Origin of the sequence: Isoptericola dokdonensis DS-3 (assembly GCF_001636295.1) — a bacterium.
GTDB lineage: Bacteria > Actinomycetota > Actinomycetes > Actinomycetales > Cellulomonadaceae > Isoptericola > Isoptericola dokdonensis.
In genome coordinates this window covers 2,398,756-2,417,528 of record NZ_CP014209.1, presented here as the reverse complement: position 1 = coordinate 2,417,528, position 18,773 = coordinate 2,398,756, and the positions used below count along the sequence as shown (strand labels likewise).

Sequence of the window (18,773 nt, the reverse complement as noted above, 5' to 3'; positions counted from 1 at the left end):
CATGCGGTTCCGCCACCCCGACGGCACGCTGCTGCACGTCTCCTACGGCACGAACGTCCACCCGGCGCAGGACACCCGCGGCCTGCACGACCAGCTCCGCCGGTTCGCGGGCCCGGTGCGGCGGCGGCTCGACGCCGACCGGCTCGGCCTCGGCCTGTGGCTCCCGGCCCGGGCCGTCCACGAGCTCGCCGCCGACCCGGCCCGCACCGACGAGCTGCGGGCCGCCCTCGACCGGGACGGCCTGGAGGTCGTCACGGTCAACGCGTTCCCCTACGGGGACTTCCACGCCCCGGTGGTCAAGAAGGCCGTCTACCTGCCGGACTGGACCGACGACGCGCGCCTCGACTACACGCTCGACGCCGCCCGCGTGCTGGCCGCGATCCTGCCCGACGACGTCGACCGCGGCAGCATCAGCACCCTCCCCCTGGCCTGGCGGGAACCCTGGGACGCGGGCCGGGCCGCCGCGGCCCGCGACCGGCTCGACCGCCTCGCCGACGGCCTGGCGAAGGTCGAGGCCGACACCGGTCGCACGATCCGCGTCGCGTTCGAGCCGGAACCGGGGTGCGTCGGCGAGACCGCCGTCGGGCTCGCCGAGCACCTGCGCGGCGTGGACGCGGGACGGCTCGGGGTGTGCCTCGACCTGTGCCACCTCGCGACCGAGTTCGAGGACCCGGACGCCGCGCTCGCCGCGGTCGCGGGGGCCGGGCTGGACGTCGTCAAGACGCAGGTCTCCGCCGCGCTGCACTGCCCCGACCCGCGGGACCCGGCGGCGCTCGCGGCGCTGGAGGAGTTCGTCGAGGCGCGGTTCCTGCACCAGACGCGGGCACTGCGCGACGGCGGCGTGGTGCGCCGCGACGACCTCCCGGACGCCCTCGGCCGGGCGGGCGCCCCCGGCCTGCCGACGGACGGGCCGTGGCGCGTCCACGTGCACGTGCCGCTCCACGCGCGGCCGCGCGAGCCGCTGACCAGCACCACCGACGTGCTCGGCACGGCGCTGGACCGGCTCGTCGGGGGTGCGCACCCGCTCGTCGAGCACCTGGAGACCGAGACGTACACGTGGTCGGTGCTGCCCGAGGACCTGCGGCCCGTGGACGACGCCGGCCTGGTCGCCGGCATCGCCGCGGAGCTCGCCTGGACCCGGGACCAGCTCGCCGCGCGAGGGGTGGTGGCGCTGTGAGCCGGCTGCTCGTGCTCGACGTCGTCGGGCTGACGCCCCGCCTGCTGGAGCACATGCCGCGCCTGCGGGCGGTGGCCGACGGCGGCGGGCGGGCCGGGCTCGGCACCGTGCTGCCCGCGGTCACCTGCTCGGCGCAGGCCACGTTCCTCACCGGGCTGCTGCCCCGCGACCACGGCGTCGTGGGCAACGGCTGGTACTTCCGCGACCTGGGCGAGCCGCTGCTGTGGCGTCAGCACCACCGCCTGATTGCCGGGGAGAAGGTGTGGGAGACGATCCGCCGCACCCGGCCCGGCTACCGGGTGGCGAACGTCTGCTGGTGGTTCGCGATGGGCTCGACCGCGGACTCCACGGTCACGCCGCGTCCCGTCTACCACGCGGACGGTCGCAAGGACCCCGACTGCTGGACCTGGCCCCCGTCCCTGCACGACGAGCTGGTCGCGCGGCACGGGCCGTTCCCGCTGTTCACCTACTGGGGCCCGACGGCGGGCATCGCGTCGTCGCGGTGGATCGTCGCCGCGGCGCGGGACCTGATGCCCGACCACGACCTGACGCTCGTGTACGTGCCGCACCTCGACTACGACCTCCAGCGGTTCGGGCCGGACGCCCCCGAGGCGGCGGCCGCGGCCCGGGAGGTGGACGAGGTCCTCGCCCCGCTGCTCGACGACGCCGCCCGCACGGGGACGACCGTCGTGGCGCTCAGCGAGTACGGCATCACGCCGGCCCGCCGTCCGGTGGACGTCAACCGGGTGCTGCGCCGGGCGGGTCTGCTGCACGTGCACCACAACGCGACCGGCGAGCTGCTGGACCCGTGGACGTCGCGGGCGTTCGCCGTCGCCGACCACCAGGTGGCGCACGTCTACGTGCCCGATCCGGCCGACCGGGCGCAGGTGGCCGAGCTGCTGGCGGGGGTGCCCGGCGTCGCCGAGGTGCTCGACGACGCCGGCAAGCAGCGGTACGGGCTGGACCACGACCGGGCGGGCGACCTCGTGCTCGTCGCGGAGCCCGACGCCTGGTTCACCTACTACTACTGGCTCGACGACGACCTCGCCCCCGACTTCGCGCGGTCGGTGGAGATCCACAAGAAGCCCGGCTACGACCCCGCCGAGCTGTTCTGGGACGGCCGGTGGGCGAAGGTGCGGGCGGCGGCGCACGTGGCCCGCAAGAAGCTGGGCGTGCGCTCGACGATGCGGGTGGTGCCGCTCGACCCGGCGCCGGTGCGCGGCACGCACGGCCGGTTGCCCGCCGACCCGGCGGACGGCCCCGTGCTGCTGTGCTCGGAGCCGGTCGACATGCCGGAGCGCGTCGAGGCGACGGCCGTGCGGGACCTGCTGGTCGGCCTGGCGACCGGGGTCAGCCGACCTGAGCGGCAGGCAGCGGTGCCACCGGGCTGAGCGCGTCCGCGGCGCCCGCCGTGCCGCGGGTGAGCAGGCCCGGCGTGTCGAAGGCGTTCTCGACGGCGAGCCAGGCGCCGCCGAGCGCGCCGGCGTGCGCGCCGATGCGGCTGGTGGTGACGCGCAGGTTCTGCGTCGCGAGCGGCAGCGGGCGGGCGTAGACGACCTCGCGGATGCCGGCGACGAGGTGCTCGCCGACGCGCGCCATCGAACCGCCCACGACGATCGCCGACGGGTTGAGGAGGCTGACGCAGGACGCGAGGACGGCGCCGACGGCGCGCCCCGCGTCGCGGACGGCCTGGGTGGCGACGATGTTGCCGCCCCGGACGAGCGCGACGACGTCGTCGCTGGTGCGGGCCTCGACGCCGTGCTCGCGCAGCCGGGCGGCGACGGCGGCGGCGCCCGCGACGGCCTCCAGGCAGCCGGTGTTGCCGCAGGTGCAGGGCACGGGCTCGCCGCCGGGGACGGCGACGTGGCCGAGGTCGCCGGCGCTGCCCTGCGCGCCGCGGTGGACGCGGCCGTCGGCGATGATGCCCGCGCCGATGCCGGTGGCGACCTTGACGAAGAGCAGGTGCTCGACCTGCGGCAGCGCCGAGGAGTGCTCGGCCAGCGCCATGAGGTTGACGTCGTTGTCGACGAGCACGGGAGCGCTCCCAAGGCCCGCGTGGAGGTGCCCGGCGACGTCGTGGCCGTCCCACCCGGGCATGATCGGGGGCTTCGTGGGGCGCCCGCTCGCGTGGTCGACGGGGCCGGGCAGCCCGACGCCCACGCCGGCGAGGTCGGCGAGGTCGCGACCGGCCTCGGCGAGCAGGGTGTGCACGACCTCGACGACCCGGTCGAGGACGGGGCCGGGGCCGGACGCGATGCAGACCTCCTCGCGGTGGTCCGCGATCTCGTGGGCGGCGAGGTCGGTCAGGACGATCCGGGCGTGGGTGGCGCCGAGGTCGACGCCCGCGACGATCCGTGCGCCGGGCGTGAACGCGAAGGTGCTGGCGGGCCGCCCGCCGGTGGAGCCCGCGTCCCCCGTCGGGGCGACCAGCCCGAGGGCGAGGAGGTCGTCGACCCGGGTCGACATGGTCGACCGGGAGAGCCCGAGCTCGCGGGCGAGCTGGGCGCGGGTGCGGGGCAGGCCGTCGCGCAGCGCGCGGAGCACGGGGGCGAGGTCGTCGTGCTCCGGCGTCGTCGTCATGGGACCAGTCAACCATGTTCGACCAGCCGTCACGCGTTATGTGGCAACGCTTCGACGCCTTTTGCTTGACGTCTGACAGAAGTGCGCTACTGTCGTGATCGTGGTCAGGGACGACCAGGCAGCACCGACGCTGCCCAGCACAGGACGGACGACGCCCGCCCCCGCGGCCGGCCAGGTCCGACGACCGGGATGCCCCTGCGGCATCCTCAGACCGCCCCGCCCGTCCGGGCGCACGGCGAACGACGGTGGACACCGGGGCACCGCGCCCCGACGACGCACGAACGGGCCCCGGAGCGACCTCCGGACCCGCCAGCACACGTGAGAGAACCCCGCCGCGAGCCGGGTCCGTCGTGGCAGCGACGGGGCGAGACGGCGGGGTCCTCACGCACTTGACCTCGAAGGGAAGTGCACGGTGAATTCTAGGCGTTCACGCCTCGTCGCCGCCCTCACGGCGGCCACGGTAGCCCTCGCGATACCGGTCACGGCCACGGCCCACGACGGCATCGACCACGGGTCCGAGGAGGGCGCCGACGCGGCGCTCGACTGGTCCAACTACGAGAAGATCCTGCTCACCAAGAACACCGGCGAACCGATCGGCCTGGCCGTCATGCCCGACGGCACCGTGCTGCACACCGCGCGCGACGGCTCGGTCCGCCACACCGACCCCGGCACCGGCGTCACCGAGGTGGTCAACACCGTCGACGTCTACGCGAACTCCGAGGACGGCATGCAGGGCATCGCCCTCGCCCCCGACTTCGCCGAGTCCGGCTGGGTCTACCTCTACTACGCGCCGCGCGTCATGGAGGGCGACTACCCGGAGACCACCCCGACGGGATCGGCACCGAACTCCCTGCCCGCCGGCGAGGACGTCTCCTACTGGGACCAGTGGAAGGGCTACAACCAGCTCTCCCGCTTCCAGTGGGACGCCGAGGCCGGCGCGCTGGACCTGAGCACCGAGCAGAAGATCCTCGAGGTCGAGGTCCAGCGCGGGCAGTGCTGCCACGTGGGCGGCGACATCGACTTCGACGCCGAGGGGAACCTCTACCTGTCCACCGGTGACAACACCCCCGCCGGCACCCCCGGGGCGAACGGCTTCGCCCCCAACAACAACGCGCCCGGCATGAACCCCGGATTCGACGCCCGGCGTGGCGCGGGCAGCACGAACGACCTGCGCGGCGCGATCCTGCGCATCCACGTCGAGGACGACGGCAGCTACACGGTCCCGGACGGCAACCTGTTCCCGCCGGGCACCGAGCAGACGCGCCCGGAGATCTTCGTCATGGGCCTGCGCAACCCGTTCCGCATCGACGTCGACGACGTCACCGGCGCGGTGAGCTGGGGCGACTACGGCCCCGACTCCGGCGTCGCCGACCCGGCTCGCGGCCCGATGGGCTACGTCGAGTGGCAGTCCACCACCGAGCCGCTCAACGGTGGGTGGCCGTACTGCCACGGCCCGAACGCCAACTACAACGAGTGGGACTTCGCGACGGCGTCCGCCGGCGAGTGGTTCGACTGCGAGGCCGGGGCCGAGAACAGCTCGACCTGGAACACGGGCCTCGACGTGCTGCCGCCGGCGACCGCGCCGCAGGTGCACTACGGCGACAACCCGGGCGACCAGCCGTTCGACGAGTTCGTCGAGTTCGACGCGCAGGGCGGCCAGGGCCCGATGGGCGGCCCGACGTTCGCGTTCGACCCCGAGGGCCCGGAGACGCAGTGGCCCGAGTACTGGGACGGCAAGGCGTTCATGTACGAGTTCTCGCAGGACTACATCGCGGCGCTCACCGTCCCGGACCGCGACGGCCCCGTCACCCACGTCGAGCACGTGCTGCCCAACGCGGACCTCACCGCCAACGTGCAGGCGATCACCGACGGCCCGATCGACATGGAGTTCGGTCCGGACGGCTCGCTCTACCTGCTCGACTACGGCAACGGGTTCTTCCGGCAGAACCCCGAGGCGGGCCTGTACCGCATCGACTACGCCGAGGGGAACAAGGCGCCGACGGCCGTCATCGACGCCGACCCGATCTCCTCCTCCGAGGCGCCGCTGACCGTGACGCTCGACGGGTCCGGGTCGACCGACCCGGAGGGCGCCGAGCTCACCTACGAGTGGGACCTCGACGGTGACGGGACCTTCGACGAGACCGGTGCGCAGGTCACCACGACCTACGCCGAGCTCGGCCAGTACACCGTGCGGCTGCGGGTCACCGACCCGGCCGGTCGCCGCGGCGTGACCTCCCAGCCGATCACCGTCGGCAACGTGGCACCCACCCTCACCGCCGAGGCCCCGCCGGACGGCGGGTTCTTCGCCTGGGGCGACGCCGTGCCGTACACGTTCACGACGTCCGACCCGGAGGACGGTGACGAGACCGTCTGCGCGAACCTGTCCTGGACGTTCGGGCTCGGTCACGACACGCACGCCCACCCCGAGGTGCTGGGCAGCGGCTGCTCCGGCGCCTGGGCCACCCCGGCCGACGCCCCCGAGCACGGTGCGACGGAGAAGCTGTACGGCGTCGTCGTCGCGACGTACACCGACCAGGGCAACGGGGACATCCCGCCGGCCACCGACGAGGTGTCGCTGCTGCTCAACACGTTCGTGCAGGAGGCCGAGCACGCCGACACCCTCACCGGGGTGGAGGTCGTGAGCGACGACACCGCGGGCGCGCTGTCCAAGGTGACCTCGTTCGACGCGGGCGACCACCTCGCCTACGACCCGGTGAACTTCACCGGGATCGACGGCGTGGACGTCCGCGGTTCCGGCGACGGCACCATCTCGCTGCGCTGGGGCGCGGCCGACGCCGAGCCCTTCGCCACCGCGACGATCGGCTCGACCGGCTGGGAGACGGTGGCGGGCGACGTCACGGCCTTCCCCGAGGGCACCGGCGAGCTCTTCGTCACCTCGACCGGCGGCGTCGAGCTCGACACCCTGACCTTCACCGGTCCGGGCGTCACCGACGCCACCGCGCCAGAGGTCACGGCCGTGCTCGACCCGGCCGAGCCGACGGGCGACAACGGCTGGTACACCGGCCCGGTCACCCTCACCCTGGACGCGTCCGACGACGGCCAGGTCGGCGACGGCGAGGTGTCGTACGACGGCGGCGAGACGTGGCAGAGCGTCCGCCACCCGTGGACCGGCAACCTCCAGCCCGTCACGATCGACGACGACGGCGTCCACGAGGTGCAGTACCGGGTCACGGACACCGGCGGCAACGTCTCCGAGGTCGGGTCCGTCACCGTCCGCATCGACACCACGGCCCCCGAGGTCACCGTGTCGGGCGTCGAGGACGGCGCCGAGCTCGGGTCGTCGACGACCCTCGACCTGGGGGTCGAGGTGACCGACGCGACGTCGGGCGTCGCGTCCTCGGACGTCACGCTCGACGGCGAGGCGGTCGAGCCGGGCGCGCTCGACCTGTGGACGCTGGACCTCGGCGAGCACGTGCTCGTCGCGACCGCCACGGACCAGGCCGGCAACACGACCGAGAGCACCGTGACGTTCGTCGTCACGACCTCCGTCGACGACCTCGCCGCCCACGTCGAGCGGCTCCGTGCCGACGGTGCCCTGACGAAGCCCGAGGCGGCCCGCCTCGACGCCTTCCTCGGGCAGGCCACCCGTCACCTGGCCGCCGGTCGCGACGCCCAGGCCGCTGCAGCGCTCGAGCGGTTCGCCGCGGCGACCGACGAGGAGGTGCTCGTCCGCGACGCCCAGGCGCTCGTCGCGGAGCTCGGCTGACAGACCCCCGGTGGGGGCACCTGAGTGCCCCCACCGGGTCCCACCGGCGACGACGCCGGCGGGGACCTGACCAACGACGACGTCGGACCATCCCCAGGAGGAACCATGCGCAGGACCATCACCCACCGGATGCTCGCCACGACCGCCACCGCCGCGCTGCTCGCCGGCGGTCTGCTCGCCGGCAGCACCACCTCGGCGGTCGCGGCACCGAAGAGCGACAAGGCGAACGGCGCGTCACAGTGCGCCGGCCGGAGCATCCCCGCGAGCAAGATCTCGATCCAGCTGTTCAGCTACCTCGGCTGGCAGGGCCAGATCGGCATCGACGGGGTGCTCGCCGAGCTCGAGGAGATCGGCTTCAAGAACGTCGAGCCGTTCGGCTCGCCCGGCGGCTTCGGCTCCTACGAGGACTACACGGTCGCGGAGTTCCGCGACGTCCTCAAGAGCTACGGGCTCAAAGCGCCCAGCTCGCACGGCAGCACCACCGAGGCGACGTTCGACACCACGCTGGAGTACGCCAAGGACCTGGGGCAGAAGTACGTCGGGTCCGGCGGGTTCGCCGCGCCCGGGATCGGGGGCGGCTACGAGAACGTCCTCGCCACCGCCGACACCATGAACCGGCTCGGCGAGCGCTCGGTGAAGAACGGCACGGGCAAGTTCTTCGGCCACAACCACCAGTCGGAGTTCACGACGCAGTACGCGGACCCCGAGACCGGTGAGATGAAGAGCGCCTGGGAGATCCTGGTGGAGAACACCGACCCCCGGTACGTCACCTTCGAGCTCGACACCTTCTGGGCGGCCGACGCCGGCGTCGACGTGGCTGCGCTCCTGGAGGAGCACGGCGACCGCGTCGAGCTCCTGCACATCAAGGACGGCGACCTCAACGGCGACGGGCGGGGCATCCCCGGCAACGTGGGTGACGGCGACATGGAGTGGGGCCCGATCCTCGACGCCGCCCAGGGCAAGGTGAAGCTGTACGTGCTCGAGCGGGACGGCGCACCGGCCGACAAGGAGTTCGCCGAGGAGTCGTTCGACTTCCTCACGTGCTACTCGTTCTGACCGACGAGCTCCTCGACGGGCGTCCGGGGTCTCCCCGGGCGCCCGTCCGCGCGTCGTCGACGAGCTCCGACCCGTTCTCGCCGACGTTGCCCGCGCCGATCCGGGCCGGTCGTGCCAGCATCGTGCCAGGTTGCAGCCGACCCGCGGAGGTAGTGGTGACCGACGAGGCGACGAGGACCACCGGGACGAAGGTCACGCTGGTCACCCTGACCGCGATGGTGGTCGGCTCGATGGTGGGGGCGGGCGTGTTCTCGCTGCCCGCGCGGTTCGCCGGCGAGACGGGGGTCGCGGGCGCGCTGGTCGCGTGGGTGATCGCCGGGGCGGGCATGTACACGCTCGCGCTGGTGTTCCAGCGGCTCGCGATGCGCCGCCCCGACCTGGACGCCGGGGTGTACGCGTACGCCAAGGCGGGGTTCGGGGAGTACACGGGCTTCTTCTCCGCGGCGGGGTACTGGGCCAGCGCCTGCGTCGGCAACGTCACCTACTGGGTGCTCATCATGTCGACGCTCGGGCAGTGGGTGCCCGCGCTCGGCGAGGGCGACACCGTGCTCGCGATCGCCCTGTCCTCGGTGGGGCTGTGGGCCTTCTTCCTGCTGGTGCGCCGGGGCGTCAAGGAGGCGGCGGCGATCAACCGCGTCGTCACCGTCGCGAAGGTCATCCCCATCCTGGTGTTCGTCCTGCTCGCGATCTTCGCGTTCGACCCGCAGGTGTTCGCCGCGAACTGGGGCGGTGAGGGATACGGCTCCCTGTTCGACCAGGTGCGTGCCACGATGCTCGTCACCGTGTTCGTGTTCCTCGGCGTGGAGGGCGCGAGCGTCTACTCGCGGCACGCGCGCCGCCGCGAGGACGTCGGCCGCGCGACCATCCTCGGGTTCGTCTCCGTGCTGTGCGTCTTCGCGTCGGTGACGATCGTGTCGTACGGCATCCTGCCCGTGGGCGAGATCGCCGCGCTGCGCCAGCCGTCGATGGCGGGCGTGCTGGAGGCCGCCGTCGGCTCCTGGGGTGCGGTGTTCGTCAGCGTCGGGCTCATCGTGTCCGTGCTGGGCGCCTACCTCGCGTGGACCCTCATGGCGGCCGAGGTCATGTACGTGGCCGCGAAGGACCGCGACATGCCGCGGTTCCTCGCCCGGTCCGACGACGACGTCCCCGTCAACGCGCTGCTGCTGAGCACCGCGCTGTCGCAGGTGGTCCTCGTCGTCACCTACTTCTCCGCCGACGCCTTCGACTTCGCCCTCGACCTCACGGCGTCGATGACGCTGATCCCCTTCCTGCTGGCGGCGGCCTACGCGGTCAAGCTGCGCGCGACCCGCGAGACGTACGACGGCGCGTCGCCCGGCACGCTGCGCGGGGACCTCGTCGTCGCCGTCCTGGCCACCGTGTACACGGTGTTCCTCGTCTTCGCGGCCGGGTGGGAGTTCCTCCTGGTGTCGCTGATCTTCTACGCCCCCGCCACCGTCCTGTTCGCCATGACCCGACGCGAGCAGGGACGACGTGTCTTCACCCCGGTCGAGCTCACGCTGTTCGCCGTCGTCGCGGCCGGTGCCGTGATCGGTGTCGTGGCGCTGGCGGCCGGGTGGATCGAGCTGTGAGACCCCGACGAGAGGACGATCGATGAGGCTGGGACGAGGGACCGAGGACGTGCAGCGACCGGTGCACGGCGTGCACTCCGAGGTGGGTCGCCTGCGCAAGGTGCTGGTGTGCGCGCCCGGGCTGGCGCACGAGCGACTGACGCCCAGCAACTCCGACGAGCTGCTGTTCGACGACGTCCTGTGGGTGGAGTCCGCGCAGCGCGACCACCTGGACTTCGTCAACAAGCTCACCAACCGGGGGGTGGAGGTCGTCGAGCTGCACGACCTGCTCGCCGAGACCATGGCGATCGGCGCCGCCCGCGACTGGCTCCTCGACCTGAAGGTCGTGCCGAACCAGGTCGGCCTGGGACTGGTCGACGGCACCCGCGCCTACCTGGAGACCCTCACGCCGCGCGAGCTCTCCCGGTACCTCATCGGCGGGCTGTCCACCGACGACCTGCCCACCGACTTCCGCACCGGCTACGTGTCGCTCGCCCGCGAGACGCCCGACGCCCGCGAGTACCTGCTGCCGCCGCTGCCCAACACCCTGTACACCCGGGACACCACCTGCTGGATCTACGGCGGCCTCACCCTCAACCCGCTGTACTGGCCGGCGCGGAAGGAGGAGACGCTGCTCATGAAGGCGATCTACTCCTTCCACCCCGACTACGCCGACTCCACCGTCTGGTGGGGCGACCCCGAGCAGGACTGGGGACAGGCCACCCTCGAGGGCGGGGACGTCATGCCCGTCGGCGGTGGCGTCGTGCTGGTGGGGATGAGCGAGCGCACCTCCCGGCAGGCCATCAGCCAGCTCGCCAAGGCGCTGTTCGACGCCGGCGCCGCCGAGCAGGTCGTCGTCGCGGGGATGCCGCGGCTGCGCGCCGCCATGCACCTGGACACCGTGTTCACGTTCGCGGACCGCGACCTCGTCACCGTGCACCCGCGCATCGTCGACGGCATCCACCCGTACGTCCTGCGCCCCTCCGACAAGGCCCCCGGCCTGGAGGTCAGCGACGAGGGCGGCACGCCGTTCGTCGACGTCGTCGCCCGCGCCATGGGTCTGCCCGCCCTGCGCGTCGTCGAGACCGCGGGGGACGTGTACGCCTCCGAGCGCCAGCAGTGGGACTCCGGCAACAACGCCGTCGCTCTCGAGCCCGGCGTCGTGTTCACCTACGACCGCAACACCCTCACCAACGCCGCCCTGCGTCGCGAGGGCGTCGAGGTCATCACCATCGTCGGAGCCGAGCTCGGCCGCGGCCGCGGCGGCGGGCACTGCATGACCTGCCCGCTGGTCCGCGACCCGCTGGACTGACGTGCGGGCCCCGCGGCGGGCCGAGCGGACGCCGGTCAGGGCTCGGACAACCAGTCCTCGACCTCCAGCCCGGGGACCCGGGAGAACTCGCGGACGTTGTTCGTCACCATGACGAGCCCGAGCGACCGGGCGTGCCCGGCGAGCAGGGCGTCGTACGGTCCGATCGGCGTCCCGCGGGCGGCGAGGACGGCGCGGATGCGGCCCGCGTGCATCGCGGCGAGGGAGTCGAGGTCGATGACCTCCACGAGGGACAGGAGCTCGTCGACGGCCTGACGGTTGCGGGCCGGGCTCGCCGACCGCTCGATCCCGTACTCGAGCTCCATCTCGCTGATCGTCGAGACGCCGACGCGCCCGGTCGCCTCCACGAGCCGTCGTCGGGCAGCGTCGCCGCGGTCGCGGAGCAGGGCGATGAGGATGTTCGTGTCGAGCAGGTAGAGGGTGTTCACAGCCCTGCCCGGTCGTCGGCCTCGCCCTGGTCCCGGTCCGTCAGGAAGTCGTCGCCGACGCGCAGGCCGTGATCGAACCACTCGTCCCAGCCGGTGCCGGCCGGCTCGATCACACGGGTCCGCCCGACGACCCGCACGTCGACCTCGCGGACGTCGTCCGGCAGAGCCACCGCCTTGGGCAGCCTGACCGCCTGCGTCCGGTTGTTGCGAAAGACCGTCGTGCGCATCGTCGACCTCCTCGGTATATACGAGGAGGATATACGAGCATCGACGTTCTCGCCGGAGGCGTGCCTCAGGGCGCCGGTCCCTCCGCAGCGGCGCGTGCGAACCGCGTCCGGTACGACGTCGGCGACGTCGCGTAGTGGCTGGTGAAGCTCTGGCGGAGCGCCTCGGCGGAGCGGAACCCGCACCGGTGCGCGACGGTGGCGACGGGCAGGGTGGTGGACTCCAGCAGCCGGGCGGCGGCCTCGATGCGGGCCCGCCGGACGAACTGCGCGGGTGGCCGACCGGTGTGGTCCCGGAAGAGTCGGCCCAGGTGCCGGGGGCTGACGCCGACGGCCGCGGCGACGGCCCCCGTCGACAGGTCGCCGTCGAGGTGGGTCGTGATGAAGCCGACCGCCTCCCGGACGGTGCCGTGCTCGTCGGCGGCACCGACCTGCGCCGTGAAGAGGCTCATCTGTGCCTGGTTTCCCGGCCGCTGGAGGTAGGTGACGAGGTTCTGCGCCACGATGCGCGCGACGCGGGAACCAAGGTCCTCCTCGATGAACGCGAGGGTGAGGTCGAGCGCGCTGGTGACCCCGGCGGCGGTCGCGACGTTGCCGTCCCGGACGAAGATCGGGTCCGGGTCGACGGTGACCTCGGGGTGGCGGCGGGCGAGGTCGGCGGCGAACCGCCAGTGCGTGGTCGCGCGGCGGCCGTCGAGCAGACCGGCGGCGGCCAGCACGCTCGTCCCGGTGCAGACGGACGCCACCCGGCGGCTGTCGGCGGCCAGCCGTCGCACGTGGTGCAGCAGCGGCGCGAGCGTGGCCGCGTGCAGGTGCCCGAGCCCACCGCTCACCACCACGGTGTCCACCGGGCCCGCCAGGAGCTGCAGGGCGCCGTCGGCGTGCAGCGTCAGCCCGGACTCGGTGCGGACCGGGCCGCCGTCCAGGCTCACCACCCGCACGTCGTAGGCGTCGTGCGTGGGCACGACGTGGTTCGCGAGGTAGAACGGCGTGGTGATGCACGCGATGTCGAGCAGCTCGGCACCGTCGTAGGCGATCACCGCGACGGGACGGGTCGTCATCGTGCCCCCTCGGTGGCGTTCGGACGAGTGTCCCAGGATTCCGGCCACGAATCACGGTGCCCGCCCCGACGCCCTCCCGGCGTCCTTAGCGTCGAGGGATGGACACGAACCCCTCGGCACCGTCGCCGGCCACCACCAGCTCCCCCGTCCCGTCGGCGGGCCCGGACCCCGGCCGGCCAGGAGGCGTCGGCCTGCTCGGGACCGTCGTGCGCCGCTGGCCCCTCGTGGCCGGCGTGGCGCTGGGTGGGTTCCAGATCGCCCTCGACGACCCGCACGACGTCTCGGGTGTGCTCATGGTCCTGCTCCTGGCGACGACGGGGTACGTGGTCGTCGCGGCGCTGGTCCGCCCGGGGTGGTCGTGGCCGGTCGTCGGCGCGCTCACCGTGCTGGTGGTGGGCTCGCGGCTCGCGGGGGCGCCCCCCACCGGGGTGCTCGTCGGGCTGCTGCTCCTGTGCGCGGCGGCGGTCCTGGTGGGCGCGGTGCAGGGCACGTGGAGCCGCCAGGACCTGTACCGGTGGCAGCCGTGGAGCGCGGCAGCGTTCCTCGGGGTGTCGTTCGCGGCCCTCGCGTTCGACCCGGACCTGGGCCGGGTCGTCGTGGCGGTGGGCCTGATCGGGCACACGGTCTGGGACGTCGTGCACTGGAGGAGGCACGAGGTGGTGTCCCGCTCGCTGGCCGAGTGGTGCGCCGGCCTCGACCTCACCCTCGGGGTGGGCGTGCTCCTGGTGCCGCTGTGGATGTGATCCCCGGCGGGAGAGGCCCTGGCGGCGCATCATCGGACCGAGGGGGTGCTCATGGGCCGGATCGTGGTGGTGAACTTCGTCAGCATCGACGGGGTCGTCCAGTCCCCGCTGTCGCCGGACGAGGACAGGGACGGCGGGTTCGAGCACGGCGGGTGGATCGTGCCGTACGCCGACGGGACGGTCGACGCGTTCCTGCGGACGGCGACGACGGGCGCGGGCGGGATGCTGCTCGGCCGCCGGTCCTACGACATCCTCGCCGCCGCGTGGTCGGGCGCCGACGAGTCCGAGCCCGCCGTCGCGGCCATGAACCGCATGCCGAAGTTCGTCGTCACGTCGTCGCCGGGTCGCCTCGGCTGGTCGAACTCCCACGCGGTCGTCGGCGAGCTGGCTCCGGCGGTCGTGGACGTCAGGGACCGGGCGACCGGCGACCTTCTCGTGCTCGGTTCCGCCCGGCTGGTCCGTGGGCTCGCCGAGCTCGACCTCGTCGACGAGTACCGCCTGCTCGTCTTCCCGGTCGTGCTGGGGACCGGCAAGCGCATGTTCGACGACCAGGGACGTGCGGCCGGGTTCGACCTCACTGACAGCGTGGTCACCCCCAGCGGCGTCGTCATCCTCACGTACCGGCGCACCGCGGACGGCACGCGTCGCCGGCAGCTGTCCCCCTAGACGGTGGTCGCGCTGCGGCACGGCCGCTCGTTGCGTGCTACCGGACCGGCTGCGGCGCCGGGCGCTGCGGCTTCGTCCGGGCCGGCGGCAGGCCGAGACGGTCGAGCTCGAGGTCGGCCAGGGTGCGGACAACGACGGGGTCGTCGTCGCGCCACGCCCCGACCGGGTCCGCCGAGACCTTGGCCAGGGTCCGCAGCGGCAGGTTGCTCATCGCCCGCAGGGCGAGCAGCGCCGGGTCGGACGCGGCGAGCCGTCGGGCCGCAGCGGTGCGCCGTACGAAGGCGACGCGCAGCGGCACGTACAGCACGGCGACCAGCAGCACCGGCAGCAGGAAGACGGCGATCCCCAGCCAGAACGCGACGTCGGTGACGGTCTCTGCCTGCGCACGCCCCGCGTGGGCCACCGTGGCGGCGGCGGCCGCGGCCTCGCCGAAGGGCAGGGCGAGGTCGTCGCCGACCGCCGGGACGCCCTGGATCGTGCCCTCGACGTCGTGGAAGCGGCTCGCGATGTCGTCGGCGGCCGTCGCCGTCGCCAGCCCGGGGCGGGCCAGCTCCGCCGTGAGGTCGTGCACCGTCAGGCCGACCCACGCCCACGCGCCGGTCCAGGCGACCAGGAGCAGGTCCCCGGTGAGCTGGCGGGCGAACCGGGTGGGCTTCCGTGCGTACAACGACATGAGCGGACCTCCGTGGCGACGACGACGTGCGACCGCACCCTAGGGCAGCCGCGACCTGCGGCGACAGGGGTGGCCGGTGCTCATCGAACCTCCCGGGCCCGGCGGTGCGCCTTGCGGAAGGCGTCGATCACGGACCAGACGGCGATCCCGGCGACGAGGAACGCGAACACGGTCGGCACGACGTCGTCGAGGTCCTCCGCGCCCATCGCCGTCAGGGCGGTGACGAGCTCCGGGTTGAACAGCCGGTCCTGGGCGAGCAGCCAGATCGTGGGGCCGGCCACCACGACGTTCAGCAGCGCGTTGCCCGTGGCGAGCGGGTACGTCCAGCCGCCGCGGGCCCAGACCGCGACCGACAGCGCCGCGGTGGCGGCCATCGCGGCGAAGAGCGCGGCGACCCACCAGGGCCACAGCGCCGGGTCGAGGACGGGCATCCACTCGCCCGTCCACCCGGCGCCCTCGACCCAGGCGAGGCCGACCAGGCGGTCCCACACGATCACGCCCGCCGCCAGGGCCAGGAAGACGAGGGTCGTGACCATCTCCCAGAACGGCGCCCGCGCCCGTTCCGGCGCGGCCAACCGGTCGAGGGTCCACGGCTCGATCCCGGCCTCCGCGGGAGTGGCGTGGCGCTCGAGGACGGCGAACACGACCGTCGTCCAGAACACGAGGTGGACGCCGGTGGTGATCGTCGCGCCGACGGTCGTGCCGATCGTGGCGCCGAGCCCGGCGTCGCTCAGCGTCTGCCCGAGCGCGACGGCGAACGCGACGATCGGCGTCACGATCCACAGCAGCAGCACGACGAGGCGTCGCCAGGCGACGAAGAAGCGGGGTCCGACCAGCCACAGCGGGCGGTCGGCGTAGCCGGCGGCGAGCTCGTCGGGGTCGCCGAGCTCGGTGAGCACGGCCCGCTCGGCCACGTCGGCGGGCTCGCCGGCCTCGACGCGCCCCTCGACCTGGTCGGCGACGGAGGCGCGCAGCTCGCGGGCGACGTCGTCGCGCTGCCGTGCCGGCAGCGCCCGGACGACGGTCTCGACGTAGCGGTCGGTCAGGGTGGGGGCGTCCGTTCCGGCAGCCATGTCAGCTCTCCTCGGGCAGGGCGTCGACCGCCGTCGTGATCGCGCGGAGGTCGTCGGTGAGGGTGCGCGCCAGGCGGGCGCCGGCGTCGCTGGTGCGGTAGAACTTGCGCGGCCTGGACTCGTCGGTGTTCCACTCGCTGACCAGGTGCCCCTGCTTCTCCAGGCGGCGCAGCAGCGGGTAGAGCGTGTTGGCGTCGGTGGTGAACCCGCGCCGGTCCAGCTCCTGGAGGAGGCCGTACCCGTAGCCCGGCGTCCGCAGCAGCCGCAGGCACGCCAGCACGACGGTGCCGCGTCGCAGCTCCTGGAGGTGCGTGTCGAGGGACTCGGTCTCGCTCATGGCCGTCACATTACTGTGCGTCACACACTATAGGCAACGGCACAGGCTCCAGACGTGCGTCGAGCGTCTCCGGATGTCGCGAGTGGACGGCTGATTCCCGACCTTCAGAGACGCTCGACGGAACAGGGACCGCGTGGTCAGGACCGCCGGCGCCGCGCGGGATCGGCGGCGGCGGCGCGCTCCGACGCCTCCAGCGCCGCGATCAGCGTGCCGGCGTCGTGCGGACCCCGGTGCCGGTGGCCGTCGAGGAAGAACGTCGGCGTGCCGCGCGCACCGCTCGCCCGGGCGCTGTCGACGTCGGCCTCCACGCGGGCGTGCAGCGCCTCGTCGGCGACGTCGGCGTCGAACCGGTCGAGGTCCAGGCCGACGGCGGCTGCGTGCTCCCGCAGGTCGTCCGCGGTGAGGTGCGACTGGTGGGCGAACAACCGGTCGTGCATCTCCCAGAACCGACCCTGGCGGTGTGCCGCCTCCGCGGCCACCGCGGCGAGCCGCGCGTGCGGGTGCACGTCGTCGAGAGGCAGGTGCCGCACGACGTAGCGGACCCGGTCGCCGAAGTGCTCGTGCAGGTCCTTCCACATGCCGGTGGCCCGCGCGCAGAACGGGCACTCGAAGTCGAGGTACTCCACGACCGTGTGCGCCGCGTCGTCGTCGCCGCGCACATGGTCACGGTGGGTGTCGACGGGCGGGTCGAGCTGCACCGGCAGGTCGGCGCTGGTCTCGCCCCACCGCACCCGGGCCAGGGAGAACAGCGCCCAGCCGAGCAGGCTCGCGAGCACCAGCGAGATCAGCACGCCGATGGTCGCGGCCTGCGTGTGCGCCGGGTCGTCGAACGCCAGCCCGGCCACCAGCAGGGACACCGTGAACCCGATGCCGGACAGCGCCGCCCCGCCGAGCACGCTGCCCGGGCCCACGCCGTCGGGCAGGGTGCCCAGCCGCAGCCGCAGCGCGATCCACGTGCCCGCGCCGATGCCGACCAGCTTGCCGACGACGAGCCCCGCCACGACGCCCCACGTGACCGACGAGGCGAGCGCCGCGCCGAGCGCGCCGCCGCGCAGGTCGATCCCCGCGTTGGCGAGCACGAACACCGGCACGACGACGAGCGACACGGGCGAGCGCAGCACCTCGTGCAGCCGCTGGTTCACCGAGATGGAGCGGGCCAGACCGAGCCGGACGTCGCGCGCCATGCTCGCGTCCGGCGACTGCCAGTAGGCGCGGAACAGGCCCTTGGCCGCCACGACGTCGTCACGCCGGGTCGCGACCGCGGGCACGAGCAGCCCGGCGAGCATCCCGGCGATGGACGGGTGGATGCCCGCCTGGACGGTGGCGCCCCACAGCACGACGACGACCACCACGTAGGGCCCGCTGCGCCAGGCCCGCATCCGGCCGAGCAGCCACAGCGCGCCGAGGCAGGCGACCGCGATCAGGAGCGGGGTCAGGCGCACCCCCTCGGAGTAGAAGACGCCGATGACGGTGACGGCGAGGAAGTCGTCCACGACCGACAGCGTCAGGAGGAACACGCGGAGCTGGCTCGACATCGTCGGCCCGACGAGCGCCAGCACGCCGAGCAGGAACGCGGTGTCGGTGCCGACGACGACGCCCCACCCCTCCGGGGCGACCCGCCCGGCGACGGCGAGGTAGATCCCGGCGGGCACGAGCACGCCGACGGTCCCCGCGACGACCGGCAGCAGCCGCTGGCGGCGCTGCCGCAGCGACCCGAGCGCCAGCTCCTGGCGCACCTCGAGGCCGACGACGAAGAAGAACACGACCATGAGGCCGTCGTTGACCCAGTGGTGCAGGTCCATGTCGAACGCGAGGTCGCCGATCTCGACGAGCACCGGCGTCTCCCACAGGTGCTCGTAGGCCCCGGACCACGGCGAGTTCGCCCAGAGCAGGGCGAACAGCGTGACGGCGATCAAGAGCAGCGCGGCACCGGACTCGGTGCGCAGCCGCTCGAGGAGGGAGCGTGCCATGGGGTCCTCCGGGGACTGGGTGACGGCACCAGGGTCGCCGCTGCGAGGCGTCGTGGCCAGTCGGGACCACGGGCCGGGACCGGCCGATCGTTGCCGGCGGAAACCCGCCCGAGCGGGGCGAAAACGTCTCAGGGCGAACTCTTCGTCGCATGTCGCGACA

Annotated in this window: 16 protein-coding genes; 8 read left to right on the top strand and 8 right to left on the bottom strand. The window is 73.5% G+C overall.

Annotation, left to right across the window (positions count from 1 at the left end; genetic code table 11):
• The first annotated feature begins 1 nt into the window (after window position 1).
• Both eboE and I598_RS11250 read left to right on the top strand, forming a co-directional pair.
• Window positions 2–1,177 carry a metabolite traffic protein EboE gene (eboE, locus tag I598_RS11255; protein WP_068203041.1) on the top strand — a complete coding sequence of 392 codons (1,176 nt, stop codon included), beginning with the start codon at window positions 2–4 and terminating at the stop codon, window positions 1,175–1,177.
• On the top strand, window positions 1,174–2,568 hold the full coding sequence (locus tag I598_RS11250) for an alkaline phosphatase family protein (RefSeq protein WP_068203040.1): 1,395 nt from the start codon (window positions 1,174–1,176) through the stop codon (window positions 2,566–2,568). The genes eboE and I598_RS11250 overlap by 4 nt, the downstream gene beginning before the upstream one ends.
• Here I598_RS11250 and I598_RS11245 read toward each other — a convergent pair.
• A complete protein-coding gene (locus I598_RS11245; protein ID WP_068203039.1) occupies window positions 2,528–3,757 on the bottom strand; it encodes an ROK family transcriptional regulator in 1,230 nt (409 codons plus the stop codon). The two genes, I598_RS11250 and I598_RS11245, sit on opposite strands and share 41 nt — an antisense overlap.
• 412 nt (window positions 3,758–4,169) lie before the next feature.
• Here I598_RS11245 and I598_RS11240 point away from each other — a divergent pair, with 412 nt between their 5' ends.
• The 4 genes from I598_RS11240 (at window position 4,170) to I598_RS11225 (ending at window position 11,420) form a co-directional block, all read left to right on the top strand.
• Entirely contained in the window at window positions 4,170–7,484 is a 3,315-nt protein-coding gene (locus I598_RS11240) for a PQQ-dependent sugar dehydrogenase (RefSeq protein WP_068203038.1), read from the top strand.
• Window positions 7,485–7,589: 105 nt separating this feature from the next.
• Window positions 7,590–8,540 (top strand): sugar phosphate isomerase/epimerase family protein, encoded by a 951-nt coding sequence (locus I598_RS11235; protein WP_068203037.1) that lies wholly within the window; start codon window positions 7,590–7,592, stop codon window positions 8,538–8,540.
• Between the two features lie 215 nt (window positions 8,541–8,755).
• A complete protein-coding gene (locus I598_RS11230; protein WP_232314338.1) occupies window positions 8,756–10,129 on the top strand; it encodes a basic amino acid/polyamine antiporter in 1,374 nt (457 codons plus the stop codon).
• Between the two features lie 22 nt (window positions 10,130–10,151).
• Window positions 10,152–11,420 carry an arginine deiminase gene (locus tag I598_RS11225; RefSeq protein ID WP_068203035.1) on the top strand — a complete coding sequence of 423 codons (1,269 nt, stop codon included), beginning with the start codon at window positions 10,152–10,154 and terminating at the stop codon, window positions 11,418–11,420.
• A gap of 35 nt (window positions 11,421–11,455) precedes the next feature.
• On the opposite strand, the gene I598_RS11220 is transcribed toward I598_RS11225, so the two are convergent.
• From I598_RS11220 to I598_RS11210, 3 genes are all read right to left on the bottom strand, one after another.
• Complete coding sequence (locus I598_RS11220) at window positions 11,456–11,866, bottom strand: type II toxin-antitoxin system VapC family toxin (protein WP_068203034.1); 411 nt, start codon at window positions 11,864–11,866, stop codon at window positions 11,456–11,458.
• A complete protein-coding gene (vapB, locus tag I598_RS11215) occupies window positions 11,863–12,093 on the bottom strand; it encodes a type II toxin-antitoxin system VapB family antitoxin (protein WP_068203033.1) in 231 nt (76 codons plus the stop codon). The genes I598_RS11220 and vapB overlap by 4 nt, the downstream gene beginning before the upstream one ends.
• A 65-nt stretch (window positions 12,094–12,158) precedes the next feature.
• Window positions 12,159–13,151: a GlxA family transcriptional regulator gene (locus I598_RS11210; RefSeq protein WP_068203032.1), complete on the bottom strand. Its 993-nt coding sequence runs from the start codon at window positions 13,149–13,151 to the stop codon at window positions 12,159–12,161.
• 98 nt (window positions 13,152–13,249) lie between these two features.
• On the opposite strand from I598_RS11210, the gene I598_RS11205 reads away from it, so the two are divergent.
• Window positions 13,250–13,894, top strand: a complete 645-nt coding sequence (locus I598_RS11205) for a hypothetical protein (protein WP_068203031.1) — start codon at window positions 13,250–13,252, stop codon at window positions 13,892–13,894.
• Between the two features lie 51 nt (window positions 13,895–13,945).
• Window positions 13,946–14,560: a dihydrofolate reductase family protein gene (locus I598_RS11200; RefSeq protein ID WP_068205225.1), complete on the top strand. Its 615-nt coding sequence runs from the start codon at window positions 13,946–13,948 to the stop codon at window positions 14,558–14,560.
• A gap of 37 nt (window positions 14,561–14,597) precedes the next feature.
• Here the strand turns inward: I598_RS11200 and I598_RS11195 are convergent, their stop codons facing one another.
• The 4 genes from I598_RS11195 to nhaA form a co-directional block, all read right to left on the bottom strand.
• Window positions 14,598–15,233, bottom strand: a complete 636-nt coding sequence (locus I598_RS11195) for a hypothetical protein (protein WP_068203030.1) — start codon at window positions 15,231–15,233, stop codon at window positions 14,598–14,600.
• 80 nt (window positions 15,234–15,313) lie between these two features.
• Complete coding sequence (locus I598_RS11190; protein WP_068203029.1) at window positions 15,314–16,306, bottom strand: permease prefix domain 1-containing protein; 993 nt, start codon at window positions 16,304–16,306, stop codon at window positions 15,314–15,316.
• Window position 16,307: 1 nt separating this feature from the next.
• A complete protein-coding gene (locus tag I598_RS11185; RefSeq protein ID WP_068203028.1) occupies window positions 16,308–16,643 on the bottom strand; it encodes a PadR family transcriptional regulator in 336 nt (111 codons plus the stop codon).
• Between the two features lie 137 nt (window positions 16,644–16,780).
• Window positions 16,781–18,613 (bottom strand): Na+/H+ antiporter NhaA, encoded by a 1,833-nt coding sequence (gene nhaA / locus I598_RS11180; RefSeq protein WP_083973204.1) that lies wholly within the window; start codon window positions 18,611–18,613, stop codon window positions 16,781–16,783.
• Between the last annotated feature and the right edge of the window lie 160 nt (window positions 18,614–18,773).